Genomic DNA, 24,790 nt, shown 5'->3' with positions numbered 1-24,790 from the left:
CTCAACGACCTCAGCGTTGCGCTCGCGTGCGAAGCAATGAGTACGGAGGAATGTCGGTGACCGAGGAGCGGTCCAGTCTCATCGTCCCGCTGATGAAGGCGCGGGTTCCGGCGGAGATCCAGCTGGAGTTCCCGCTGCCGCCGGACGAGGAGCCGGTCCGCGACGCGTTCGCCGGCGACCTGTACGTCACCTACGCGCTGGAGATCGCCGACGAGTCGGCGGTGGCGGGCCGCCGCTACGAGCACGTGGCGCCGCGGCACTGCGCCGAGCTCGGCGTCGCGGCCGGGGACCTGCGCCGCCAGGCGGTGATCAACCTGCGGGACCGCCGGCCGGAGCTCGGGCTCAGCTGGTACCCGGACGTGCGGGCGGTGACGGTGACGCTCGGCGAGCCCGGCCCGATGGGCGCGCCGTCGCGGCGGGGCGGCCTGGAGGCGGCGCTGCTGCTGGACGAGGGGTTCCTCGACAAGCTCGCGCAGGACGTGGAGGGCGACCTGGTCGTCGCGGCCCCCGCGCGGGACGTGTTCGTGGCGTCGGGCACCGGGCATCCGGACGGTGTCGACAAGCTGCGCTGGGCGGTCGGCCAGGTGTGGGCGGAGAACCGCGGCGACGGCGTCTCGGACCCGGCGTGGGACGTCCCGGCGGGCAGCCTCCTGACCCACGACCTGCTGGTCCGCCGCGGCACGACCTGGGAGATCCTGGCGGGCTGACCCCGGCCGCCGTCACACCTTCAGGTTCGCCAGCCCCTCCAGCGCCGCGACGAGCGGGGCGAGCTCCGGCAGCCGGGACGCCGCGGCCAGCGCGTCGTCGAGCGCGGCGTTGTGCGTCGGGGCGGCTTCGGCGTGCAGCTCGCGCCCTTCGGGGGTGGCCTCGGCGCAGATGCCGCGGCGGTCCTCCTCCGACAGCACGCGGGTGAGCAGGCCGCGCTTCTCCAGCCGGGCGACCAGGCGGGTCGTCGCGCTCTGGCTGAGCACGAGCTTGTCGGCGAGCTGCTGCATCCGGACGTGCCGGCCGTCCGGTTCGGCGAGGTGGTGCAGCACGCAGAACTCGTTGACGCTCAGGCCGTGCCGGCGCTGGAGGGCGCGCTCGATCTCGTCCTCGATGCGCGCGTGCAGGGCGGCGAGGGTCCGCCAGCCCTGGGCGCGGTCGCCCGTGCCGGTGGGGGCGCCGGACGGCTCGGCGGGTGACATGGCTCACGCCTCCTCGTGTTGCGCGCCAGGTACTTGCATGGTGATATAGCAGGCGTCTGCAAATACATGCTCGTGCAATAAATGCATGCGCTTGATGTTGCAGGCGCCGCCTACTCTACCCGAGGAGACTCCTCATGCCCCTCGCGCTGCTGGCCCTCGCGCTGGGCGCCTTCGGCATCGGCACGACCGAGTTCGTCATCGCCGGTCTGCTGCCGGACCTCGCGTCCGACTTCCACACCTCGATCCCCGCCGCCGGGCTGCTGGTGTCCGGCTACGCGTTCGGCGTGGTGGTGGGCGCGCCATTGATCACCGCGCTCGGCGCGCGGCTGCCCCGCAAGACCATGCTCGTCGGCCTGATGGGCCTGTTCGTCGCCGCGCACCTGCTGTCCGCGCTCGCGCCGGGCTTCGGCGTCCTGCTCGCCGCGCGGATCGTCGCCTCGTTCGCGCACGGCGCCTACATCGGCGTCGGCGCGGTCGTCGCCGCCGAGCTGGTGGCGCCGGAGCGCCGCGCGCGGGCCGTCGCGCTGATGTTCACCGGGATCAGCCTGGCGAACGTGCTCGGCGTCCCGCTCGGCACGTTCCTCGGCCAGCAGCTCGGCTGGCGCGCCACCTTCTGGACGGTCGCCGGGATCGGCGTCGTGGCGCTCGCCGGCATCACGCTGCTCGTCCCGTCCGGCCCGCGCCCGAGCGGCGGGCTCCGGCACGAGATGGCGGTGTTCCGCGGCGGCCGGATGTGGCTGGCGCTCGCCACCACCGCGCTCGGCTGGGCCCCCGTGCTGGCCGTCGTCACCTACGTGGCGCCGCTGCTCACCGACGTCACCGGGTTCGGCAAGGGCGCGGTCCCGGTCGTGATGACGCTGCTCGGCGCCGGGATGCTGGTCGGCGGCCCGCTCGGCGGCCGCTACACCGACCGGGCGCTGCTGCCGACGGTCCTCGCCGCGCTCGCCGGGCTGACCGCGCTGTCGGCGGTGCTGCTGGTGACCTCGCACGACCGGATCGCGGCGGTGGCGACGCTGACCGTCTTCGGCGTCGTCGCCTCGGCCACCATCCCGCCGCTGCAGGTGTGGGTGGTGGAGAGGGCGGCCGCCGCACCGACCATGGCGTCCGCCGCGAACGTCTCGGCCTTCAACCTCGGCAACGCGGTCGGCCCCGCCCTGGCCGGGCTGACGATCGGGGCCGGGCTCGGATACACCTCCGCGCTCTGGGTGGCCGCCCTGCTCGGCGCCGCCGGGTTCGCGGCCGCGCTGGCGGGCGGCGCCCTGGACCGCCGCGACCGCCGCGACCACCGCGACCACCGCGACCACCGCGACCACCGCGACCACCGCGACCGGACGGTGCCGTCGGCCGCTCCCGCCGCCGAGGCGAGCCATGTGCCGTGCTGACGCCCCGGGTCAGCCGAGGGTCTTGAACTCGGGCCACAGGCGCGTCCAGGGGGCGCGCTGCCCGCGGCAGACCCATACCGGTTTGCCCTGTTCCTGGTTATCGAGGCCGACGCCGTTGTCGATGCGGCTCACCGGGCGGACGTCCGTCCAGTAGCGGTGCAGGCGGGCGCCGTCGGCGACGGTGTCAGGGCCGATGACGATGGTCGGGCCGCCGGTGTCGGGCGGGCGGCCGAAGTACCAGAAGCCGTTGTGCCCGCTGTAGGCGCGGGGCAGGCCGAGCTTCGGGCCGTACCGGTCGAGCGCGCCGGCCTCGCCGTAGTTGCCCGTCACGATCACGGCCTTGGCGCGCTCGTCCGCCGGCAGCGCCCGGTAGACGCGCGCGACGTCCCGCGCGAAGCGGGGCCAGCCGACGGTCTCGGCGGAGTCGGCATTGATGACCGGCTGCGGCGTGTCGGCCAGCCACTTCACCGGGTACACCGGCAGCGTCAGCGCGATGCTGATCGCCGCCGTCACCGCGTACGCCGGGACGGTCGCCGCCCAGCCCCAGCCGCGCGGCGCGCCGCGCCGCTCGACCTCGACGGCGCCGGCCGCCCACAGCGCCGCCCACAGCCCGGCGAGGTAGTACGGCTTGCCGCCGGTCGCGATGAACAGGACGTTCAGCAGCAGGTAGGCGTGGCCGAGGAAGCGGAACGGGCGCAGGGCGTCCGACCGGTACGTCCGCCACAGCCCGTAGATCCACAGCCAGGACGGCACGATCCCGGTCATCAGTATCTGGAACGGGACGAAGCCGGGCCGTCCGGCGAAGTCGCCGCTGCCGGCGATCTGCCCGGCCATGTCGATCTGCGGCCAGCCGTGCCGGGCCTGCCACACCAGCCCGGGCAGCAGCGCGGCCACGACCACGGCGGCCCCGGCCGCGAACATCGGGCGGCGGAGGAAGTCCCGGGGGCCGGAGACGAGCAGGCCCGCGACGATCGCGGCGAGCAGGAACCCGGCCAGGTACTTGACGTTCAGCGCCGCCGCCGCGACCGCGCCGGCCGCGAGCAGCATCCGCTGGTCGGACGTCCGCACCCACCTGACCACGAGCCACACCAGCGCCGTCGACAGCAGCAGGTCGAGCGTCGCGGTGTAGAAGCTGTGTCCCACCGCGACCGCGAACGGGCACACCGCGTAGGAGGCGGCGGTGAGGAGCTGGGCGCGGCGACCGCCGCCCATCTCGCGCGCCGTCAGCGCGGCGACCACGACGCCCGCCGCGGCGAAGACGGCGGCGGGGACGCGCAGCGCCACGAGCGTGTCGCCGAACACCGCCGTCGCGGCGCGGGTCAGCAGCGGCAGCAGCGGCGGCTGGTCCGGGTAGCCCCAGGCCAGGTGCCGTCCGGCGACCCGGAAGTACAGCTCGTCGCGGTGGTAGCCGTAGCGGGCGGCGACCGCGAGGAGCAGCGCGCCGAGCACCCCCGCCAGCAGCAGCACGGGCCTCCACGCCACCCGTGCAGGACCGTCCGCGGAGGTGACGCCGACGGGCCCGGACGCGGCGGACGCGGGAGCGGACATGCGATCAACGTATGTCGCGAATGTGGCCTACGTCACGATCATTCCTCCGGCCAGGGCCGGTCATCTCCCCGCGCCGCCTCCCGGAACCGGCCCGGTGCCTGCGCGAACTCCCGCTTGAACGCCTTCGCGAACGCGAACTCCGACGCGTACCCCACCCGCTCCGCGACCGCCCGCAGCGGCAGGTCGGTGTCCCGCAGCAGCCGCGCGGCGACCGTCATCCGCCACCACGTCGCGTACGCCAGCGGAGGCGAGCCGACCGTGGCGGTGAACCGGCGCGCGAACGCGGCACGGGACAGGCCCGCCCGTTCGGCCAGCGACCGGACCGTCCACGGTCGGCCCGGCTCGTCGTGGACGCCCCGCAGCGCGGCGGCGACCGCCGGATCGCGCAGCGCCGCCGCCCAGCCCGTCGCCTCGTCCGCCGGACGGTCCTCGTACCAGGCGCGCACCATGTACAGCAGCAGGATGTCCAGCAGGGCGGGCAGCGCGGCGTCGCCGCCGTGCCGCGTGCCGCCGTCCAGCTCGCGGCCGAGCAGCTCGATCGCGCCCCGCAGCGACGGGTGCCTGCCGATCCGCGCCGGGATGTGGACGACGTCGGGAAGCTCGGCGAGCAGCGGATGCACCCGGGTCTGGTCGAGGCGGTACGCGCCGCACAGCATCTCCGTGCGGCCGTCCGTGCGGCCGTCCGTGCGGCCATCCGTGCGGCCATCCGTGCGGTCGTCCGTGACCTGGCCGTCCGCCGGCTGCGGGCGGGTGAGCGAGCGGGCGTCGGCCAGCGGGCGGTCCGGGACGTCCGCGATGCCGTGGCCCAGCTCGCGCGGCAGGAACGCGACGTCTCCGACGCCGAGCCGGACCGGCTCGCCCGCCGCGGGGATCAGCCAGCAGGCGCCCTTGAGCAGGACATGGAAGCCTGCGCCCGGCTGCGGCTCGAACCGCACGCCCCACGGCGCGTCCAGGACGGTGCGCGAGGAGTGCGGCCGCCCGAGCCGCATGGCGGAGATGGCGTCGCTGAGCACGTCCATGCGTCCGAACGTATCGCGAAGCACGCAGCATCGAGACGAATGGACATGGCAACTGGATCCTGAGGCATGGGTAGTCTCGTGCGCCCTCCCTACGGTGATCGCAGAGAGCATCACGACAGGGAGACAGCATGAAGATCGCCGTTTACGGAGCGAGCGGGTTCACCGGAGGCCTGGCGCTTGCCGAATCGAGCCGGAGGGGGATCGCCGCCGTCGCCGTGGGACGCGACGCGGTACGCCTCAGCGAGTCCGCCGACCGCGCCGGCGCGCAGGACGCCGAACTCCGGGTCGCGGGGCTCGGTGACCACGCCGCGCTCGCCGAGGCGTTCCGCGACTGCGACGCCGTGCTCAACTGCGCGGGACCGTTCGCGCTGTGGGGCGAACCGGTCGTGCGGGCCGCGATCGCCGCCGGCAGCCACTACGTCGACACGACCGGGGAGCAGGGCTACCTGCGGCACGTCCTCGACACGTTCGACGCGGACGCCCGCCGCGCCGGAGTGACGGTCGTCCCCGGGCTGGCCGACGACGGCGGGCCTGGCGACCTGGTCGCCGCGCTCGTCGCCGCGCGCCTCGGCGACATCGACGACCTGCTGGTCGCCGACCTGCGGCGGCCCGGCGCCGTGTCGCGCGGCACCGCCCGTTCGATGGCGGCGGCCGAGGGCGCGGTGCCGCTGGAGTACCGCGACGGAGGCTGGGCCGCCGCGCCCGCCGACGACACCGGGCGGACGATCGTCGTGCCCGGCGAGCCGGACAAGGCCGCGATCGCCTCCTTCGCGCTGCCCGGCGTCGTCACCGTCCCGCGCCACGTGCGGGCCCGGCGCGTCCGGGGCGCGATCCGCGCCGAGGTGGCCGCGCTGTTCGGGAGCCTGAGCGCCGAGGTCGTGGAGAGCGTCCCGGAGCGGCCGGACGAGGCGTCCCGCGCGGCCGCCCGGTGGCTCATGGTGGCGGAGGCGTCCGACCGGTCCGGACGGACCGTGCGCGGCGAGGTGACCGGGACGGACGCGTACGGGACCACCGCGGTGATCGCGGTCGAGGGCGCCCGGCGGCTCGTCGCGGACGGGGCGCCCGCCGGGACCCGCACTCCCGCCGAGGCGTTCGACCCGGCGGACCTGCTCGGCTTCCTCGAGGCGTCCGGCGCGTCCTGGCGGGTCGAGGCGGCGTAGGACCGTCGAGGCAGCGTAGGACCGGCGTGAGGTCGGCGTGAGGCCGGCGGGAGACCGCGTGAGACCGGCGTGAAAACCGGTGGGCGGGCGGGAAGTCCGGTGCGTACTGTTCGTCCATGATGTCGACCGGACAACTGCTCGCCTTCTCCGCGATGGCCCTCGCGATCATCGTGATCCCCGGCCCGACCGTGCTGTTCGTGGTCGGCCGGGCCCTCGCGCACGGCCGCGGCACCGCGCTGACCAGCGTCGTCGGCAACGAGATCGGCGCGCTGGCGCTGGTCGCCGCCGTCGCGCTCGGGATCGGCTCGATCGTGGAACGGTCCGTCGTGGTGTTCACCGCGCTGAAGCTGGCGGGCGCCGCCTACCTGGTGTACCTCGGCGTTCAGGCGTTCCGGCACCGCCGGTCGCTGACCGAGGCGATCGGCGGCGCGGGCGGCGCGTCCGGCCGCAGCCGCGCCCGGGACCTGTGGCAGGGCTTCGTCGTCGGCGCCACCAACCCGAAGACGACGGTCTTCTTCGCCGCGGTGCTGCCGCAGTTCGTGGACCGCGGGCGCGGGCACGTGCCGCTGCAGATGCTGGTGTTCGGGCTGATCTTCGTGGTGATCGCGCTGCTGTGCGACAGCTGCTGGGGGCTCGCCGCCGGCGCCGCGCGCGGCTGGTTCGCCCGGTCGCCGCGCCGGCTCGCCGCGATCGGCGGCACCGGCGGCCTGATGATGATCGGCCTCGGCGTCACCATCGCCGCGACCGGCCGCAAGGACTAGCGGGCCGCCGCCAGGGCGCGCGCCGGCGTGAGGGCGGGCGGGCCGGGCGCCAAGGGCTAGGGGGCCTTGGTGAGGGTGGGGGGCACGGTGACGGGGGGCTTGCGGCCGAACCGGGCGCGCAGCGGGTAGCAGGCGGCGACCACGGCGAGGCTGACCAGCGAGGCGATCAGCTGCGACCGCTGCGCGTGCAGGAACGCCATCGACACCAGCACCGCCAGCAGCGCGGCCACGACCAGCCACGACAGGTACGGGTACAGCCACATGCGGTAGGTGAGGCTGCCCGGGTCCTCGCGCTGGAGCCGGGCCCGCAGCCGCAGCTGCGAGAACATGATCGCCAGGTAGACGAACGCCAGGATGACCCCGATCGAGTTCATCAGGAACTTGAAGACCTGGTCGGGCGAGGTGTACGAGGCGATCACCGCGGCCCACGCCGCCACCGTGCCGAGCAGGATCGCGCGGACGGGGACGCCGCGCCGGTTCAGCCGCACCAGCCCGGCGGGCGCGTCGCCGTCCCGGGTCAGCACGTACAGCATCCGGGACGAGACGTAGATCGCCGAGTTCAGCACCGACAGCACCGCGGTGAGGATCACCGCCTGCATCACCGTGCCGGCGGCGGGCACGTCCAGCCGGTCCAGGGCGCTGACGAACGGGCTGGTCAGCACCTTGGCGTCGTTCCACGGCAGGATCGACACGACGAGCAGGATGGACAGCACGTAGAACAGCGCGACCCGGTACAGCACGTTGCCGGTGGCCTTCGCGACGGCGCGGCCGGGTTCCGCGCTCTCGGCGGCGGCGACCGTGACGATCTCGGTGCCGCCGAAGGCGAACATCACCGCCACGATCGCGGTGAAGATCGCCTTGACGCCGTTCGGGGCGAAGCCGCCGTGCCCGGTGAGCACGTCCAGCCCGCCGGGGGAGTGCGGCCACAGGCCCGCGACCCAGAGGACGCCGAGCACGAGGAACACCAGGATCGCGGCGACCTTGATCGAGGCGAACCAGAACTCGAACTCGCCGAACGAGCGGACCGACACGAGGTTGACCGCCGTCATCACCACCAGCAGCGCGGCGGCGAGGAACCACTGCGGCAGGTCGATCCAGCCGGCCAGGATCGCCGCGCCGGCCGTCGCCTCCGCGCCGACGAGGATGACGTACAGGTACCAGTACAGCCAGCCGATCGTGAACCCGGCGAACGGGCCGAGCGCCATGCGCGAGTACTCGGCGAGCGACCCGGCGACCGGCCGCGCGACCACCATCTCGCCGAGCGCGCGCAGCACGCACAGCACCAGCACGCCGGCCGCCGCGTAGGAGATGACGGCGGCGGGCCCGGCGGTGCCGATCACGGCGCCGCTGCCGACGAACAGGCCCGCGCCCACCGCGCCGCCGATGGCGAGCATCGTCATGTGGCGGCGGCGCAGTCCCGTCCGCAGCCGGGTCGAGCGGTCGTCGGTGGTGGTGTCGGTCATCTCTCCAGGTTCCGTGTCCGCTGGCGGGGGTCGCGGCCCGTGACGGGGCCGTCACTCACCTTAGGGGACTTTGGGACCACTGCGATCCATATATCGGTCGTCCGAATATAGGTCTCCGGACGGGACGCACCCTGGCCGTACGCTGTGGGACTGGGCCGCACGGCGGCGTTATGGCCCGCACGGCGGTGGTACGGCGAAGGAGGCGCGATGGACGTGACGGAGGACGTGCTCGGTCCCGGATACGAGGCGATCGAGCTGCCGATGGGACGCGACGCCGAAGGCGAGGTCGTGGCGACCCTCGTCCGGCGGCGCGGCGCGGAACCGTCCGGCCGGGCCGTGCTGTACCTGCACGGGTTCGTCGACTACTTCTTCCAGGCGCACCTCGCCGACTTCTACCTCGGCCTCGGCTTCGACTTCTACGCCCTCGACCTGCGCAAGTACGGGCGGTCGCTGCGGCCGCACCAGACCCCGAACTACATCGAGAGCCTGACGGAGTACTTCCCGGAGATCGACGAGGCCGTCCGGATCGTCCGGGACGTCGACGGGCACGACACCCTGCTGCTGAACGGGCACTCCACCGGCGGCCTCATCGCCGCGCTGTGGGCCGACCGGGCGAAGGGCAAGGGCCTGGTCGACGGGGTGTTCCTCAACAGCCCGTTCCTCGACATCAACGAGCCCCTGCCGATGCGCAAGATCGGCGCGGGCCTGGCGCGGGCGCTGCGGCCCCGGTTCCCGAAGGCGACGCTGCCCGCCGGGGTGAGCGACCGGTACCCGCGCAGCATCCACCGCGACCACGAGGGCGAATGGGACTTCGACCTCGCCTGGAAGCCGATCGAGGGGTTCCCGGTGCGCGCGGCGTGGCTCGCCGCGATCCGCCGCGGCCAGCTGCGCGCGCACCGCGGGCTGGACATCGACGTGCCCGTCCTGGTGATGGCGTCGGCGCGCAGCGTCCGGCCCACCCGCAAGGCGCTGGACGTCACCGGCGCCGACGCCGTCCTGGACGTCGCGCACATGGCGAAGTGGGCGCCCCGGCTCGGGCCGCACGTCACCCTCGTCCGGATCGGCGGCGGGCTGCACGACCTGACGCTGTCGGCCGAGCCCGCCCGCGGCGAGGTGTTCGCCGAGCTGGCCCGCTGGATCGCCGGCTACCTGCCCGCCGGCGGGTGATCCGGGTCAGCCGGTGATCTTGGACAGGTCGAAGTCGTCGAAGCCGACGACGCTCCGCTCGGCCTGGTTGCCGCCCCGCTCGATCTGCAGCTTCGCGCCGCCGTTCGGCAGCGGCTGGTCGGCGTCGGTCCTGTCGATGACCTGCTCGCCGTTCACCCAGAGCCGCAGCCGGACCTTCTTGCCGCCGTCCTCGCCCTCGCAGGCGACCTGCACCTTGTTCGGCCCCTTCTTGGCGAAGCCGGGGACGGAGTCGGGCGAGGCCAGCTCCTTGGAGCCGAGGGCGGCGCTGGTCTTGCGGAGCGTCGCGCCCTTGCCGTCGTGCCGGACGAGGAACGTGTACTGCTGCTTGCCGTCGTCGCCCGACCGGCACGCCATGCCGTAGTGCGCGTCGGGCGCGCCCTCCGAGACGGTGACGGTGACGGTCATCAGCATCGGGTCCGGGACGTCCTTGGGGTCCTTGGGCACGTCCCGCGACCGCGCGGAGGTGATCGTGTCGGTGTCGAGCCAGTACTTGCCGCCCTGGTAGCCGTACTGGCTGGTGTAGGCGCCTCCGCTCCAGCCGGAGTCCTGGCTGGAGAAGTCGTCGCTGAACACGGTGGCGAGCTTGTCCGGCGGGCCGTCCGAGCCGAACACGGTGAACGCCACGACCGCCGCGACGACGGCCAGCGCGGCGACGGCGGCGCCCGCGATGATCAGCGGGCGCTTCGGCAGGCCGCCGAGACCGCCGCCGCCCGCGCCGCCCGGTCCGCCGGCGGGGCGGGAGTCGCGGCGGGTGGCGTCCGCGCCGAGCAGCGCGGTCGGGCCCGGCCGAGCGTGGCGCGCCTGCACGGTCGGGTCCGTCCCGGCGCCGTGCCAGCTTGCCTGGACGGTCTGCGCGAGCACGGCCGGGTCCGGCGTCCGCCCGGAGCCGACCAGGCGGCCGAGCAGGTCCTGGACGGACGGCCGGTTCCGCGGGTCCTTGTCGAGTGCGGCGGCGACGATGTCGCGCAGGCCCGGGTCGAGGCCGTCGAGCTTCGGCTCGTCGTGCGCGACCCGGTAGAAGATCTCCGGGACGGTGTTCCCGGCGAACGGCGCCTTGCCCGTCCCGGCGTAGGCGACGACGCAGCCCCAGGAGAACACGTCGGAGGCGGGGGTGACCGGCTCGCCGCGCAGCAGCTCGGGCGGCAGGTAGTTCGGCGTCCCGACGAACTGGCCGGTGCGGGTCGGGCCGTCGGCGGCGTCGAGGGCGCGGGCGATGCCGAAGTCGATCACCCGGGGTCCGGTGGACGACAGCAGGACGTTCGCGGGCTTGAGGTCGCGGTGGACAATCCCGGCGCCATGGATCGCCGCGAGCGCCGTCGCGACCCCGACCGCCAGCCCTTCCAGGTCGGAGCCCGGCAGCGGGCCGCGCTCGGCGACGGCGGTCTCCAGGCTCGGGCCCTCGATGTACTCGGTGACCACGTACAGCGGGTCCTGATCGAGCTCGGCGTCCAGCACCGGCGCGGTGCAGAACCGGCGGACCTGCCGCGCGGCCGTCACCTCGCGGCGGAACCGGTCGCGGAACGGCGCCTCCCCGGCCAGCTCGCGGTTGATCACCTTGACGGCGACGCGCCGCCCGCCGGCCTCCTCGCCGAGGTAGACCGTGCCCATGCCGCCGCGGCCGAGCCGCCCCACCAGCCGGTAGGGGCCGAGCCCGGTGGGATCCTCGGGGCGCAGGGCCTCGCCGTTCTCTCCTGCGTGCGTGGTCATGGTGTGAAGTTCCTGGGGAGGGGGTTTCCGGGGGTTTCGGGTAGCACCCTAGTGGCCGCCGACGTTTCAGACGCGCGAAGCGGCGGCCGGGTTCGCGAGCACGCGGGGCGGCGGGGTCAGCGGGAGCGGCGTGCGCGGGGCAGGGTGCGGAACGGCGGGATCTTCTCGCCGGTGAGGCCGAACGCGTACGCCACGACGCGGCTCGACCAGCGCTGGCAGCCGACGACCAGGCCGTAGAGCGCGCGCGGGTAGCGGCCGGTGAACGGGATGACCAGCCAGCTCACCAGCATGACGACCACCAGCACGGCGTACATGAGCAGCATCACCAGCAGGTGCGGGATCACCAGCAGCCCGCGCAGCAGGGTGAGCCAGCGCCGCGGCCCCCGCCACGCTCCCGGGAACGGCAGGTCGACCACGACGGTCTCCTCGTCCGGACCGGGGGACGCGGTGGCCTCCGCGGGTGGCGGGACGGCGGCGCGCGGTTCGGCGGGACGCGGCTCCGGGACGTCCGCGACCGGCGCGGGAACCGGCTCCGGCGACGGCGACGGCGACGGCGACGGCTCCGGCGACGGGGCCGGTGCCGGCGGCGGGACGGGCGCGGCGCCGTCCGGACGCCGCCAGATCGCCGAGACCGTCTCCGCGGTCCGCGCCGGATCCGCCTCCTCCTGGCCGACGAGCCGGGCGAGGAGCCGCTCGGCGGTCGGCCGGCGGCGCGGGTCCTTGGCGAGCGCGGTCGCGACGATCGCGCGCAGCCGCGGGTCGAGGCCGTCGAGCATCGGCTCCTCGGCGCCGATCCGCCGGAACGTGTCCGCGACCGATTCGCCCTGGAAGGGCGGGCGGCCCGTCCCGGCGTAGGCGATGACGCAGCCCCAGGCGAACACGTCCGACGCCTGCTCGACCGGCCCGCCGTGCAGCACCTCGGGCGCGATGTACGACGGGGTGCCGACGAACTGGCCGGTGCGGGTCGGGCCGTCGGGGGCGTCGAGGGCGCGGGCGATGCCGAAGTCGATGACGCGGGGCCCGGTGGACGACAGCAGGACGTTCGCGGGCTTGAGGTCGCGGTGCACGATCCCGGCGCCGTGGATCGCGGCGAGCGCCGTCGCCACCCCGACCGCCAGGCCCTCCAGGTCCGAGGGCGGCAGCGGGCCCCGCTCCCGGACGGCGGTCTCCAGGCTCGGGCCGTCGATGTACTCGGTGACGACGTACGGCGGGTCCTGGTCGAGTTCGGCGTCCAGCACCGGCGCCGTGCAGAACCGGTGGACGCGGCGCGCGGCGGTGACCTCGCGGCGGAACCGGGCGAGGAACGCCGGCTCCCCGGCCAGCTCGCGGTTGACGACCTTCACCGCGACCCGGCGCCCGTCCGGCTCGGCGGCCAGGTACACGGTGCCCATGCCGCCGCGGCCGAGCCGGCCGAGCAGGCGGTAGGGCCCGAGAACGCGGGGCTCGTCCTGATCGAGGGGGTCGGCGGTCTGAGTCGTCATGGAGGCAAGGTTAGGGGAGCCGGCGCCGTGCTGATCATCATTAGGGGACGATCGTCAGGGGACGAGGAGCAGCTTCCCGGTGGTGCGGCGCGCCTCCAGGTCGGCGTGCGCGGCGGCCGCGTCGGCGAGGCCGTACCGCTTCCCGATGTGCAGCTCCAGCGTGCCGGACGCGATCCAGCCGTACACGTCGGCGGCGCGTTCCAGCAGCTCCTCGCGGGTCGCGGTGTAGTGCGCCAGCGTCGGCCGCGTCAGGAACAGCGACCCGGCCGCGTTCAGCCGCTGCGGGTCGAACGGCGGCACCTTCCCGCCCGCCGCGCCGTACAGCGCGAGGACGCCGCGCCGCCGCAGGCTCGCCAGGCTGCCGTCGAACGTCGGCGCGCCGACGCCGTCGTACACCACCGCGACGCCCTCGCCGCCGGTCAGCTCCCGCACCCGGTCGGCGAACCCGTCGTAGTCGAGCACCTCGTCGGCGCCCGCGTCCCGCGCCGTCCGCTTTTTCTCGGGCGTCGAGGCGGTCCCGATGACGCGCGCGCCCGCCGCCTTGGAGACCTGGGTGAGGAGCAGGCCCATCCCGCCCGCCGCCGCGTGCACCAGCACCGTGTCGCCGGGCTTCACCTCGTGCACCGAACGCGTCAGGTAGTGCGCCGTCATGCCCTGCAGCAGCGCGGCGGCCGCGTCGTCCAGGCCGACGGCGTCCGGAACCGGCACGAGCTTGTCCGCCGGGACGACGGCCCGCTCCGCGTACGAGCCCTGCACGTTCGACCAGGCCACCCGGTCGCCCACCGCGACGTCGCCGACGCCCTCGCCGACCGCCGCGACCGTCCCCGCGCCCTCCACGCCCGGCACGTACGGCAGCGACTCCGCGTAGGCGCCCGTCCGGTAGTACACGTCGATGAAGTTGACGCCGCTCGCCGCCACGTCGACGAGCACCTCCCCGGGCCCGGGCACCGGGTCGGGACGCTCACCGGGCACCAGCACCTCGGGGCCGCCGCTCGCGGAGACGACGATCGCGCGCATTTCCACTCCTGCCGTTCGGGGAACCTACGCCAACGCCGAACCCGGCGCCCGCGCGGGCTATTCCGTCAGACCCAGTCGCGCATCGTGCGTTCGACGAGCGCCACCGCCTCCTCGACCCGCGCCGCGACCGTCTCGGGGTCCCAGATGTCCTGCCGCGCGCAGTCCTCGAACGCGACCCGCGTCGCCGACGAGTAGAACGCCACGACGATCCGGGGCCGCAGGTCGGCGAGCGGGTCGACGCCCTCCCGCCGCGCGATCTCCTCGGCGAGCTTGCTCTCCGCGGCCTTGTACCGCGCCATCTGCGCCGAGATCAGCGTCGGCGTCGCCTCGATCACCTGCCGCACCCGGCGGAACCGCTCGCTGTCGGCCGGATCGCTCCCCGCGATGGTGCGCAGCACCACCCGCAGCGACTCGAACAGCGCGGTGAACGGGCGCTCCTCCGGCGGCCGCGCCGCCAGCGCGTCCTCCAGCACCTGGTCGTGCTCGGCGAGGAAGCCCGTGACGACGTCCTCCTTGGTGGCGAAGTAGCGGAAGAACGTGCGCTGCGACACCTCCACCGCCGCGACGATCTCGTCGATCGTCGTCGCCTCGTAGCCCTGCGCGAGGAACAGCTCGAGCGCCGCGTCGATCAGCGCGAGCCTGGTCCGCTGCTTCTTGCGCTCGCGCAGCCCGGCGAGCTCGTGCCCGGCGCGATGCGAGGCGTCCTCGCGCTCCGGCGGATCGCCTTCCGGCGCGTCCGGTTCGTCGCCGGCGGGGACGGCGGTCATCGGCTGACTCCTTCTCCGGGCCGGGCGCCGGACGCCCGTCTCAGAGAGGCTTCTATCACGGACGCTCCCTCCGGTTCCGAACCGGGTTCCGTTCCACGGAAGGCGGTGCCCGGAAAACCCGCGTCCCACTCTCGGCGTTTCCGCTGCGCGGCCCGCCGGTTCGGGTCATCCTGAGAGCCGGTCACCAACCGTCGCCGTCCGATCGCCCATGGTCGCCGGCGGACGGCCCGGTCCATGCTGAGGCGGCTGATGCGGGTGTCTGTAGTCGATGGACGAGAGATCGCCGAGGTGCGTCGCCGGCACCTGGCGGCCCTCGCGGACGAGCTCCGGGCCCGCGGCCTGTCCTGCCGGCTCGCGGGGCCGGGCGAGAGCGTGCTGAGCGTCCACGGGCCGGGCGCGGACCGGCAGCTCATGGTCGTCGCGACCCCGGTCGGCGCCGGCTGGTCCTATCTCTGGCCCGGCGGCGGCATGGCCGACGTCACCACCGCCCCGGACGTGGCCGACCGCATCCGCCTCCTGTTCTGATCGCCTCCCGCCGCCGGGCGCCGGGCTCGCCGGACCCCGCCTTGCTTGTCGGTCGGCGGGGTCTCTAGACTCGGCCGCGAACGTATGTTCGAACGGCTGCATGCTCCTTCCCCCGTGCGGCGAGCACGAGGGGGAGGCAGATGACACGCGTGTTCGGCGACCCGGTGGACGTCTGGACGAGCGACGGGCGTCCGGTCCGGTTCGTCTGGCGTGGCCGGCTCTACCGCGTCCGGCGGGTGCTGGAGCACTGGGTCACGACCCGCGACTGGTGGCGGGAGCAGCATCCCGACGGCGAGGCCACCGGCGAGCGGGAGTTCTGGCGGGTCGAGGCGACCCCGGACCGGGAGATCGGGGTCTACGAGCTGCGCTACGACGCGGTCTCCGACAGCTGGCTGCTATCCCGGGTATGGGATTGACGTGCACCTTCACGTCGCTTCGGCGTATTCGCTCCGGTACGGCGTGGCGCCGCCCGCCGCGCTGGCCGCGCGCGCGGCCGACCTCGGCCTGGAGACGCTCGCGCTGACCGACCGGGACGGCCTGTACGGCGCGGTGCGGCACGTCCAGGCGTGCGACGCCGCGGGGATCGGCGCGGTCGTGGGCGCCGACCTCGGCTTCGCCGGCGGGGAGCGGGTCGTGGTGCTGGCGGAGGGGCGCGCCGGATGGCGGTCGCTGTGCCGGCTCGTCACCGCGGCGCACGCGGCGGGCGAGCGGGGGCGTCCGGTGACGACGCGGGAGATGGTCGGCGCGCACGCCGAGGGGCTCGTGGTCCTGCTCGGCCCCGCCTCCGACGTGGGACGGGCCGTCGCGGCGCGCCGTCCCGACCTGGCGGCCCGGCTGCTGGCGCGGTGGCGGGAGACCGCCGAGACGGTGATCGAGATCGTGGACCACCACGACGTGGGCGACGGGCACCGGGCGGTGCGCATGCTCGCGCTCGCCCGGGAATCCGGGGTGCCCGCGGTGCTCGGCAACGCCGTCCGGTACCTGGAGCCGGCCGACCATCCGGTGGCGCAGGTGCTGGACGTGACGCGGCGGCTCGTCCCGCTGGACCGCCGGCACCTCGACGACCGCACCGGGCACGCCTACCTGAAGTCGGCGCCGCAGATGCGCCGCGTCGCGGAGCTGGCCTGCGGCCCGGACGAGGCCGACGCGCTGCTCGCCGAGACCCGGCGGCTGTCGGAGCGGTGCGTCCTTGATCCGGGCCGCGACCTGCAGATGGACGCGGTGCACCTGCCCGAGGTGACCGGTGATCCGCATGCCCGGCTCGCCGCCCGCTGCGCGGAGGGGATGGCCCGGCGCGGCCTCGACGGGTCCCGGCGCGCGGAGGTCCGGCTCGCCGACGAGCTGGGCGTGATCGCCCGCAAGGGGCTCGCCTCGTACTTCCTCACGGTCGCCGACGCCGCCGCGCTGATCCGGTCGCGCGGCATCCGCTGCGCGATCCGCGGCTCCGGCGCGGGCAGCCTGGTCAACTACCTGCTCGGCATCGGCGACCTCGACCCGCTGCGGCACGACCTCGTTATGGAGCGGTTCCTCGCCGACAGCCGCGAGGGCCTGCCCGACATCGACCTCGACGTCGAGTCTGCGCGGCGCCTGGAAGCGTACGAGGCGCTGTTCGACCGGTACGGCGCCGACGGCACCGCGTGCGTGTCGATGATGGAGACCTACCGGGCGCGCAGCGCGATCCGCGACGTCGGCAACGCCGTCGGGCTCCCGCCGCAGGAGATCGACGCGATCGCCAAGGCGTTCCCGCACATCCGCGCGAGCCAGATCGGCGCCGCGCTGCGCGATCTGCCGGAACTGCGGCAGAGCAACCTGTCGCAGGGCCGCCTGGACGTGCTGTTCCGCATCGCCGAACGGCTGGACGGCCTGCCCCGGCACATCGCGATGCACCCGTGCGGCGTGCTGCTGTCCAACGCGACGCTCCGCGACCGCGTGCCCGTCGAGCAGAGCGCGCTCGGGTTCCCGATGAGCCAGTTCGACAAGGACGACGTCGAGGCGATGGGCCTGCTGAAACTCGACGTCATCGGCGTCCGGATGCAGTCGGCGATGGCGCACGCGGTCGCCGAGGTCGCCCGGGTGACGGGGGAGGAGATCGACCTGGAGGCCGTCCCGCGCGACGACCCCGACACCTACGCGCTGATCCGCACGTCCCGCACGCTCGGCTGCTTCCAGATCGAGTCGCCCGGCCAGCGCGAGCTGATCGGCCGGCTCCAGCCGTGGGACCTCGACGACCTCGTTATCGACATCTCCCTGTTCCGCCCCGGGCCGGTCAACTCCGACATGGTGTCGCCGTTCCTGGACGCCCGCGCCGGGACCCGCGCCCCCGACTACCCGCATCCCGACCTCGAACCGGTGCTGCGCGAGAGCCTCGGCGTCGTCGTGTTCCACGAGCAGGTGCTGCGCGTCCTCGACGTGATGACCGGATGCGGGCTGTCGACGGCGGAGGCGGCGCGGCGCAGCCTCAACCACGAGCGCGGCCAGGCCGTCGTCGGCGCCTGGTTCCGCGAGAAGGCCCTGGCGCGCGGCTACGACGAGCCGACCGTCGAACGGGTCTGGCGGACGCTCACCGCGTTCGGCGCGTTCGGGTTCTGCAAGGCGCACGCCGCGTCGTTCGCGCTGCCGACCTACCAGTCCGCCTGGCTGAAACGGCACCACACCGCCGCGTTCTACGCCGGCGTCCTCACCCACGACCCCGGCATGTACCCCAAGCGGGTCATCCTGGACGACGCGCGGCACTTCGGCGTCCCGATCCTGCCGCTGGACGTCAACCGGTCCGCGCCGGACTGGCACGCCGAACCCGTCTCCGAGGGCGGCCCCACCGGGATCCGCGTCGCGCTGCACGAGGTCAGGGGCATCAGCGACGCCGAGGTCGGCGCGATCGTCGGCGCCCGGCCGTACGCGTCGCTGACCGACTTCTGGCGCCGCGCCCGCGTCTCGCGGCCGACCGCCGAGCGGCTCGTCCTCGCCGGGGCGTTCGACGCGCTGTACCCGTCCGGTCCCGGCGGCGGGCCGGTGCCGCGCCGCGACCTGCTCTGCCGCGTCGGCGCCCTCGACCGCGTCACCGCCCGCCGCCCTGGCCCCGCCGTGGTCGAGGGGCAGCTGCCGCTCGGCCACGAGGACGGCGACGGCGACCTGTCCGGCGTCGAGGCCGGCCTCGCCGAGCCCGTCCCGCTCGGCGAGCTGCCGCCGATGACGCCCGCCGAGATCGTCGAGGCCGAGCTGGACGTCCTCGGCATGGACGTCAGCCGGCACGTCCTCGGCTTCTACGACGGGCTCCTCGACGCCCTCGGGATCGTCCGCGCCGCCGCGCTGCCCGGCCGTCCCACCGGAACGGACGTGCTGGTCGCGGGGGTGAAGGTCGCGACGCAGACCCCGGCGGTGCGGTCCGGGCAGCGCGTCATCTTCGCCACGCTCGACGACTCCACCGGACCTGTCGACCTGGCGTTCTTCGAGTCGGTGCAGGAGCGCTGCGCCGCGACCGTGTTCGGCTCGTGGCTGCTGGTCGTCCGCGGCCGCGTCCGGCACGCCGGGGCCCGCGCCGTCTCCATCACCGCGACCGCATGCTGGGACCTGAACACCCTCTACGAGGAATGGCGGCACGGCGGCATGGACGCCGTCCGCACCGCGATGGCCCGGCGCGGACCGCAGGCCCGGCCGGTCGGGCGCCGCGTCGTCCAGCCGACCGGCTTCGCGATGTCCCCGTACTCCGACATCGGTCATGCCGGGCCCGCCGTCAAACGGCCCCCGCGCGCGCCGCTCTGGCACACCAGCGGAGGCTCGTCCGGGCCGTCCCCGAACTAGTCGCGCGCCACCTGGAGGCGGGTGATCTGGAAGACGGTGGCCATGCACAGCGCTGCCGCGAGCGCCTGGAACGCGGACGCGGCGACGCCCACGTGCACGTCGAAGCGGGCGTCGGCGAGAGTGTCGACGCTGCCGTGGCCGAACATCCGGGCGAGCAGCAGGCCGACCAGGGCGCACCCCCACCAGCCGGCCACGACGAGGCCCGCCGCCTGCCGCTCCGCCGTCCGGTACCGGCCGCTGTTCACCCACACCTCGTACACCATGCGCGGCGGCAGCCACAGGTTCACCACCGGGCAGAACCATCCGAGCAGCACCCACGCGCGATGGTGCCGGTGCGGCCCCGGCGACTGCCCGTAGGCGCGCCACAGCCACGCCAGGTACAGCATCCCGGTGACCGTCGCCATGATCGCGCCGATCAGGAACACGTCCTGGTACGGCGCGAGGGCCTTGTCCGTCACGGACGCGTCATAGGTGTCATGGGTCGCGTCGTGCAGCGGACGCGCCATCCGCAGCAGGCTGATCCCCGACCCGAGCGAGACGAACGCGTCGAAGCCCAGCAGCATGAACACCGCCACCCCGACGGCGCGGAAGTCGCGGCGCCGCGCCCAGGCCCCGCATGCCGGGCACCGGGCGACCTCGGACGGGATGATGTCGCCGCATAGCGCACACGGCATGGTTTCACCTCCGAGGGCCCCTTTTTTACCGTTCGCTGCTTCGGATACTACGTAGGTTTGACTGGGTTGGCCCCCGAAGGGTTCACGGTCTTCCAGGGGATCTTCAGGCGGGGCCCGCCGCTACCGGCCGAGGACGAGGCGTCCCGCCACATACGTCACGGCGGCGGTCAGCAGCAGCCACGCGGCCAGCCGCCGCAGGCCGCCACCGGCCACCAGCCGGGCCGGCCGGAACCCCGTCACCGCCGCCAGCGACCACCACTCCGCGGCCAGCGCGATCGTCGCGTACAGCGACCCGTATCCGAGCACCGCGAACATCAGGACGACGCCCGCCGGGGTGGCGGTGTGCGCGAACAGCGCCGGCCCCCGGTCCCGGCCGCGCAGCCCGCGGCGCAGCCCCGCGAGGACCACCCCCCACCCGGCGGCTCCCAGGACCCAGATGACCACCACGGTCACGGGGATGCCGTCGATCGACTCCGGTGCCAGTGCCGTTCCCCCGTGCTCCTCCGATGCGCGCCCCGCGGCGCCGTGCCCCGCCCGGTCCATCCCGTCCGGGAGCGGCTAGGCCATCAGGCCAGACTCCCACGCCCACGCCGCGACCTCGACCCGGTTCCGCGCCCCGAGCTTGCGCTGCACGCTGCCGAGATGCGTCTTCACCGTGGACAGCGACACGAACAACTCCCCGGCGATCTCCTCGTTCGTGCGGCCCCGCGCGACGAGCCGGACCACGTCCAGCTCCCGCTCCGTCAGCTGCTCGCGGGGCGGCGCGGGCACGGCGGGCGGCCGCGCCAGATGCTCCAGCAGCCGGACGGTGATCGACGGCGACACCAGCGCCTCCCCGTTCGCCGCCGCCCGCACCGCCTCCACCAGCAGCGCCGGCCCGCTGTCCTTCAGCAGGAACCCGACCGCGCCTCCGCGCAGCGCCCCGTACACGTACTCGTCCATGTCGAACGTCGTGACGATCACCACCCGCGGCGGGTCCGCCACGTCCGGGCCCGCGACGAGCCGGGTCGCCTCCAGCCCGTCCATCTTCGGCATCCGGATGTCGAACAGGCACACGTCCGGACGGAGCCGCCGTGCCGCCGCCACCGCCTCCGCGCCGTCGGCCGCCTCCCCGACCACCTCCATGTCGGGCTGCGAGTCGACGATCATCCGGAACCCGGTCCGGACCATCTCCTGGTCATCGGCGATCAGCACCCGGATGGTCATGTCCCCATTCTCCAATGCCGCCGGAGCGCGCGAGCCGTCGGTCCTTTCCGCGACACGCGGGATCCGGCCGTCGCGATCGCACGCAGTGGCCGCCGTAGGAAGGCGCTCTAGCGCCTGACGCCAAGGGCACTGCAATCGAACACAGCCACGACCTCCCAGCCGCCTTCGGGGCGGGGGCCGGCGCGGAGGCGGCCGCCGAGGGCGTCGACCCGCTCGGTCAGCCCGGCCAGGCCGAAGCCCGAGGACGGCAGCCGCCGGCCCCGGCCCTGCCCGTCGTCGCGGACGCTGACCTCGACCGACCCGCCGGCCGCCCGCTCGACCGCGACCCGGACGGACGCGGCGTCCGCGGCGTGCTTGCGGACGTTGGTCAGCGACTCCTGCACCACCCGGTGCACGGAGGCGGCGACCTCGGGCGGCAGCGGGCCGAGGTCGGGCGCGAGCGTGAGGGTGGCGGGCGGGTCGGTGAACCCGGCGACCAGGTCGCGCAGCCGGGTCAGGTCGCCGACGGGGCGGGTGGCGGCCTCGCCGGCCGCGCCGAACGCCTCGCCGTCGGCCGCGCCGGTGTGCTGCGCGTCCCGCAGCAGCCCGACCATCTGCCGCATCGACGTCAGCGCCTCGGTGCCGGCCTTCTCGATCCCGGCGAACATGGTGTCGAGCTGCCCGGGCGACTGCACGGCGCCGCTCTGCGCCGCGAACCGCGCCGCCTGCGCCTGGACGACGATGCCGGTCACGTGGTGGGCGACGAAGTCGTGCAGGTCGCGGGCCAGCTCCAGGCGCTCGTCGCGGCGCGCCGCCGCGAGGGACCGGGCCCGGCGGGCGTCGACCGCGCGCAGGTACAGCCCGACGCCGAGCGCGACCGCGACCGTGATGCCGAGCGGCGCGGTGAACACCAGCGCCGCCACCGGCGACCAGCGCAGCGGGACGGCCAGCACCGCCGCGCCGAGCAGCACCGCCAGCGGGACGAGCCGGTCCCGGGGCGCCTTCCAGACCGTCCGGGCGATGACGATGAGCAGCCCGCCGATCTCGGCGAACACGCCGGGGTTGCTCTGGTGCAGCTCGACGGCGGCGCTCACGTAGGCGGTGCCGAGCAGGGACAGCGTCCCGGCGGCCACCGCCGCGCGGAGCTGCCAGCGGGCTGGGGCGAGCGCCGCGGCGTTCGCGGCGGCGGCGAACCCGATCAGCCACACCTGCGGCAGCTCGTGATGGACGGCGATCAGCCCGGCCAGCAGGTACAGCGCGGCGAAACCGCCGTACGCGACGCGCATGAGGCACCCGCCCACCGAGTGGACGCGGTCCAGCCCCGTTCCCGTATCGCTCACGATTATGCAGGTTACGACCCTGAGCGGACCCCCGGATCGGCCGTTCGGCCGAGGGGCGGCCACCGCGGACCGGACCTGTGCCCGATGTGCGCGCGTGCCCGCCGCGCGCACGCTGGAGGCATGGAACTGATCTACACGCCCCTCATCGTGCTGTTCGCCGTCTTCGTGATCTACGGCGGGCTGGTGATGCCCGCCCGGGAGATCGTCGAGTCGATCCGGGACCGGCGCTCCCGCGGCCCGTCGGACCCCCGTGATGAGCGGGCCGCCGGGCCGGGCGCCGGGCCGGGCGCCGGGCCGGACACCGGGTCGGATCCGGCGTCCGGCGACGTCGTCGAGCTGCGGTCCGCCGGGGAGCGGCGGAGGGCCGCGGCGTGAGCGGACCGTCTCCCTCCGCCGGACCGGAGCCGGTCCTGACGGGCCGCGGCCTGGCCAAGCGGTTCGGCGCCGCCGTCGCGCTCGACGGCGTCGACCTCGCCGTCGGCCGCGCCGAGACCGTCGCGATCATGGGGCCGAGCGGTTCCGGCAAGTCCACCCTGCTGCACTGCCTCGCCGGGATCTTGCGCCCGGACGCGGGAGAGGTGCACCTGCTCGGGCAGCGGATCGACGCGCTCGGCGAGCGCCGCCGCAGCACGCTGCGCCGCACCCGGTTCGGGTTCGTGTTCCAGTTCGGGCAGCTGCTCCCCGAGCTGCCCGCCGAGGAGAACGTCGCGCTCCCGCTCATGCTGAACGGGACGCCGCGCCGGGCCGCCGTCAAGGCCGCCCGGACCTGGTTCGGCCCGCTCGGGCTCGCCGGGATGGAGGGCCGGCGGCCGGGCGAGCTGTCCGGCGGGCAGGCGCAGCGGGTCGCGATCGCCCGCGCGCTGGCGCCGCGTCCCGCGGTCGTCTTCGCCGACGAGCCGACCGGCGCGCTCGACCAGGCCACCGGGCACGAGACGATGCGGCTGCTGACCGAGGCGACCCGGCACAACGACGCGTCGCTGGTCGTGGTGACGCACGACCCGTCCGTGGCGCGCTGGTGCGACCGGACGGTGCAGGTCCGCGACGGCCGCGTCCAGCACCCGGTCCCCGGGGCGGCGTGATGGGCACGACCCTGGACCTGACCTGGCGGTTGCTGCGCGGCGGGGGCCGCCGCAACCTGCTCGGCGCCGCGCTCACGCTCGCCGCGGTCGCCGTCTCCACGGGGCTGCTGCTGTTCGCGGTGACGGCCAACCTCGCCTTCGCGCAGCGCGCCCGCGCCGACGCCTGGCGGCACCCCGGGAACGCCGGCGCGGACCCGGTGATGATCGAGGCGCTCGCGACCGACCACGTCCGCGGCGAGCCGATCACCGTCGTGGACCTCGCGGCGCTGAAGCCGGGCGCGCCCGCACCGCCCGGCATGCCGCGCTTCCCGGACCCGGGCGAGACGTGGACCTCGCCCGCGCTCGCCCGGCTGATGAAGGACCTGCCGTCCGACCAGCTCGCCGCCCGCTTCCCCGCCCGCGCCGGGACCCTCGGACGGGACGCGCTGATCCACCCGGGCGAGCTCGTCGCCGTGGTCGGCCGCGCTCCCGGCGACCCCGCGATGACGGCCGCCCGCGACCGCCTCTCCGGCGTGGAGAGCACCGCCGCGCCCACCCGGATCGCCCGCTACTCCACCGGTGCCGCCGCGTTCGCCGGCGTCTACCAGGCGCTCGTCGCGATCGCGTCGGTGCTGATGGCCGTGCCGCTGCTGGTGTTCGGCGGCGCCGCCGCCCGGCTGACGGTCGCGCGCCGCGACCGGCGGCTCGCCGCGCTGCGGCTGGTCGGCGCCACGCCCGGGCAGGTCGTCGCGATCACCACGGCGGAGGCCGTGATCACCGCTGCGGCGGGTGCGCTCGCCGGGACCGTCCTGTACGCGGCGGCGATCCCGGCGCTCACCCGCATCACGATCGCGGGCGGCGGCTGGTACGCCTCCGACCTGTGGCCGGGCCTGCCCGTCGTCGCGGCGGTGCTCGCGGCGGTGCCCGTCCTCGTCGGCGCCAGCGCGGTCGTGGGGCTGCGCCGCGTCGTGGTCGGCCCGCTCGGCGTCGCCCGCCGCGAGACGCCGCCCGCGCTGCGCGCCGTCCGGGTCGTGCTGCTCGCCGCGGTCATGGTCGCGTTCGCCGGGGCGAGCGGCGGGCTGACCGGCCTCGGCCGGCTCGGCCTGGTGATCATGCTGGTGTTCCTCCTGCTGGCGTTCCTCGCGATCAACCTCGCCGGGCCGTGGGTGGTCGCGCTGATCGGCCGGATCACCGTCGCCCTCGCGCGGACCCCGGCGCGGCTGCTGGCCGGCCGCCGGCTGGTGGACGACCCGCGCTCGGCCTGGCGGACGGTCGCGGGCGTCGCGCTGACCGGGTTCGTCGCCGGGTTCCTCGCCCTGCTCGGCGGGGTCTCGTCCGGGGCGAAGGCGTCCGACCGGCTGGAGCTGAGCGTCCCGCCGGGACGCGCCGCCGCCGTCGCCGAGCAGGTCAGGGGCAGGCTGGGCGGGATCGACGCGGGCGTCGCGGTGAGGCCGCCGTCCGCCGGGGGCCCGCCGGCGTCCGCCGGGGGCCCGCCGACCTCTTCCGGGTCGCCGTCCATCCGCCACCGGC

The 24,790-nt window shown here is 75.0% G+C and carries 23 protein-coding genes; 11 read left to right on the top strand and 12 right to left on the bottom strand.

The genetic code is table 11. From position 1 onward, the window contains the following. Positions 1–56: 56 nt before the first annotated feature. On the top strand, positions 57–707 hold the full coding sequence (locus tag AB0C78_RS41810) for a DUF1444 domain-containing protein (RefSeq protein ID WP_360759264.1): 651 nt from the start codon (positions 57–59) through the stop codon (positions 705–707). A 12-nt stretch (positions 708–719) separates the two neighbouring features. On the opposite strand, the gene AB0C78_RS41805 is transcribed toward AB0C78_RS41810, so the two are convergent. Beyond that, the gene (locus tag AB0C78_RS41805) at positions 720–1,187 is read right to left on the bottom strand and encodes a MarR family transcriptional regulator (RefSeq protein WP_360759261.1); all 468 of its coding nucleotides are present in this window, start codon (positions 1,185–1,187) and stop codon (positions 720–722) included. Between the two features lie 134 nt (positions 1,188–1,321). Here AB0C78_RS41805 and AB0C78_RS41800 point away from each other — a divergent pair, with 134 nt between their 5' ends. Next, a complete protein-coding gene (locus AB0C78_RS41800) occupies positions 1,322–2,569 on the top strand; it encodes an MFS transporter (RefSeq protein ID WP_360759258.1) in 1,248 nt (415 codons plus the stop codon). A 9-nt stretch (positions 2,570–2,578) separates the two neighbouring features. Here the strand turns inward: AB0C78_RS41800 and AB0C78_RS41795 are convergent, their stop codons facing one another. Continuing rightward, positions 2,579–4,117: a glycosyltransferase family 39 protein gene (locus AB0C78_RS41795; RefSeq protein ID WP_360759256.1), complete on the bottom strand. Its 1,539-nt coding sequence runs from the start codon at positions 4,115–4,117 to the stop codon at positions 2,579–2,581. 38 nt (positions 4,118–4,155) lie between these two features. Then, positions 4,156–5,136: an AraC family transcriptional regulator gene (locus AB0C78_RS41790; protein WP_360759253.1), complete on the bottom strand. Its 981-nt coding sequence runs from the start codon at positions 5,134–5,136 to the stop codon at positions 4,156–4,158. A 128-nt stretch (positions 5,137–5,264) separates the two neighbouring features. On the opposite strand from AB0C78_RS41790, the gene AB0C78_RS41785 reads away from it, so the two are divergent. Further along, positions 5,265–6,296, top strand: a complete 1,032-nt coding sequence (locus tag AB0C78_RS41785) for a saccharopine dehydrogenase NADP-binding domain-containing protein (protein WP_360759251.1) — start codon at positions 5,265–5,267, stop codon at positions 6,294–6,296. A 116-nt stretch (positions 6,297–6,412) separates the two neighbouring features. After that, positions 6,413–7,057 (top strand): LysE family translocator, encoded by a 645-nt coding sequence (locus AB0C78_RS41780; RefSeq protein WP_360759249.1) that lies wholly within the window; start codon positions 6,413–6,415, stop codon positions 7,055–7,057. A gap of 56 nt (positions 7,058–7,113) precedes the next feature. Here AB0C78_RS41780 and AB0C78_RS41775 read toward each other — a convergent pair whose 3' ends face one another. Further along, a complete protein-coding gene (locus AB0C78_RS41775; protein ID WP_360759247.1) occupies positions 7,114–8,520 on the bottom strand; it encodes an amino acid permease in 1,407 nt (468 codons plus the stop codon). Between the two features lie 207 nt (positions 8,521–8,727). On the opposite strand from AB0C78_RS41775, the gene AB0C78_RS41770 reads away from it, so the two are divergent. Continuing rightward, positions 8,728–9,687 carry an alpha/beta hydrolase gene (locus AB0C78_RS41770; protein ID WP_360759245.1) on the top strand — a complete coding sequence of 320 codons (960 nt, stop codon included), beginning with the start codon at positions 8,728–8,730 and terminating at the stop codon, positions 9,685–9,687. 6 nt (positions 9,688–9,693) lie between these two features. Here AB0C78_RS41770 and AB0C78_RS41765 read toward each other — a convergent pair whose 3' ends face one another. The 4 genes from AB0C78_RS41765 to AB0C78_RS41750 form a co-directional block, all read right to left on the bottom strand. Then, entirely contained in the window at positions 9,694–11,415 is a 1,722-nt protein-coding gene (locus tag AB0C78_RS41765) for a serine/threonine-protein kinase (RefSeq protein ID WP_360759243.1), read from the bottom strand. A gap of 116 nt (positions 11,416–11,531) precedes the next feature. After that, positions 11,532–12,896: a DUF4389 domain-containing protein gene (locus AB0C78_RS41760; RefSeq protein WP_360759241.1), complete on the bottom strand. Its 1,365-nt coding sequence runs from the start codon at positions 12,894–12,896 to the stop codon at positions 11,532–11,534. A 54-nt stretch (positions 12,897–12,950) separates the two neighbouring features. Then, positions 12,951–13,913 carry a quinone oxidoreductase gene (locus AB0C78_RS41755; protein WP_360759239.1) on the bottom strand — a complete coding sequence of 321 codons (963 nt, stop codon included), beginning with the start codon at positions 13,911–13,913 and terminating at the stop codon, positions 12,951–12,953. 65 nt (positions 13,914–13,978) lie between these two features. Beyond that, positions 13,979–14,680 (bottom strand): TetR family transcriptional regulator, encoded by a 702-nt coding sequence (locus AB0C78_RS41750; RefSeq protein WP_360759237.1) that lies wholly within the window; start codon positions 14,678–14,680, stop codon positions 13,979–13,981. 249 nt (positions 14,681–14,929) lie between these two features. Here AB0C78_RS41750 and AB0C78_RS41745 point away from each other — a divergent pair, with 249 nt between their 5' ends. The 3 genes from AB0C78_RS41745 to AB0C78_RS41735 all read left to right on the top strand — a co-directional run bounded on the left by AB0C78_RS41745 (position 14,930) and on the right by AB0C78_RS41735 (position 19,003). Further along, entirely contained in the window at positions 14,930–15,205 is a 276-nt protein-coding gene (locus AB0C78_RS41745; protein ID WP_360759235.1) for a hypothetical protein, read from the top strand. 140 nt (positions 15,206–15,345) lie between these two features. Continuing rightward, the gene (locus AB0C78_RS41740; RefSeq protein ID WP_151539190.1) at positions 15,346–15,621 is read left to right on the top strand and encodes a DUF6504 family protein; all 276 of its coding nucleotides are present in this window, start codon (positions 15,346–15,348) and stop codon (positions 15,619–15,621) included. A 1-nt stretch (position 15,622) separates the two neighbouring features. Beyond that, the gene (locus tag AB0C78_RS41735) at positions 15,623–19,003 is read left to right on the top strand and encodes a DNA polymerase III subunit alpha (protein WP_360759232.1); all 3,381 of its coding nucleotides are present in this window, start codon (positions 15,623–15,625) and stop codon (positions 19,001–19,003) included. Here the strand turns inward: AB0C78_RS41735 and AB0C78_RS41730 are convergent. From AB0C78_RS41730 to AB0C78_RS41715, 4 genes are all read right to left on the bottom strand, one after another. Continuing rightward, positions 19,000–19,677, bottom strand: a complete 678-nt coding sequence (locus AB0C78_RS41730; RefSeq protein WP_360759230.1) for a DUF4328 domain-containing protein — start codon at positions 19,675–19,677, stop codon at positions 19,000–19,002. The genes AB0C78_RS41735 and AB0C78_RS41730 overlap by 4 nt on opposite strands. Positions 19,678–19,797: 120 nt before the next feature. Next, positions 19,798–20,130, bottom strand: a complete 333-nt coding sequence (locus AB0C78_RS41725) for a hypothetical protein (protein WP_360759228.1) — start codon at positions 20,128–20,130, stop codon at positions 19,798–19,800. A 105-nt stretch (positions 20,131–20,235) separates the two neighbouring features. After that, a complete protein-coding gene (locus tag AB0C78_RS41720) occupies positions 20,236–20,883 on the bottom strand; it encodes a response regulator transcription factor (RefSeq protein ID WP_360759226.1) in 648 nt (215 codons plus the stop codon). Positions 20,884–20,990: 107 nt separating this feature from the next. Then, a complete protein-coding gene (locus AB0C78_RS41715) occupies positions 20,991–22,202 on the bottom strand; it encodes a histidine kinase (protein WP_360759224.1) in 1,212 nt (403 codons plus the stop codon). Between the two features lie 120 nt (positions 22,203–22,322). Between AB0C78_RS41715 and AB0C78_RS41710 the strand changes: the two genes are divergently transcribed. The 3 genes from AB0C78_RS41710 to AB0C78_RS41700 all read left to right on the top strand — a co-directional run. Next, positions 22,323–22,577: a hypothetical protein gene (locus tag AB0C78_RS41710; RefSeq protein WP_360759222.1), complete on the top strand. Its 255-nt coding sequence runs from the start codon at positions 22,323–22,325 to the stop codon at positions 22,575–22,577. After that, positions 22,574–23,281, top strand: coding sequence for an ABC transporter ATP-binding protein (locus AB0C78_RS41705; RefSeq protein ID WP_360759220.1), 708 nt, complete (start codon positions 22,574–22,576; stop codon positions 23,279–23,281). Before AB0C78_RS41710 ends, AB0C78_RS41705 begins: the two co-directional genes overlap by 4 nt. Next, positions 23,281–24,790: FtsX-like permease family protein (locus AB0C78_RS41700; protein WP_360759218.1), on the top strand; the 1,510-nt coding region annotated here is incomplete at its 3' end. The genes AB0C78_RS41705 and AB0C78_RS41700, both read left to right, overlap by 1 nt.

Origin of the sequence: Actinomadura sp. NPDC048394, assembly GCF_040651755.1 — a bacterium.
Lineage (GTDB): Bacteria > Actinomycetota > Actinomycetes > Streptosporangiales > Streptosporangiaceae > Spirillospora > Spirillospora montaniterrae.
Note: the sequence above shows the minus strand (reverse complement) of the source record. Positions and strands in the feature narration are given on the sequence as shown.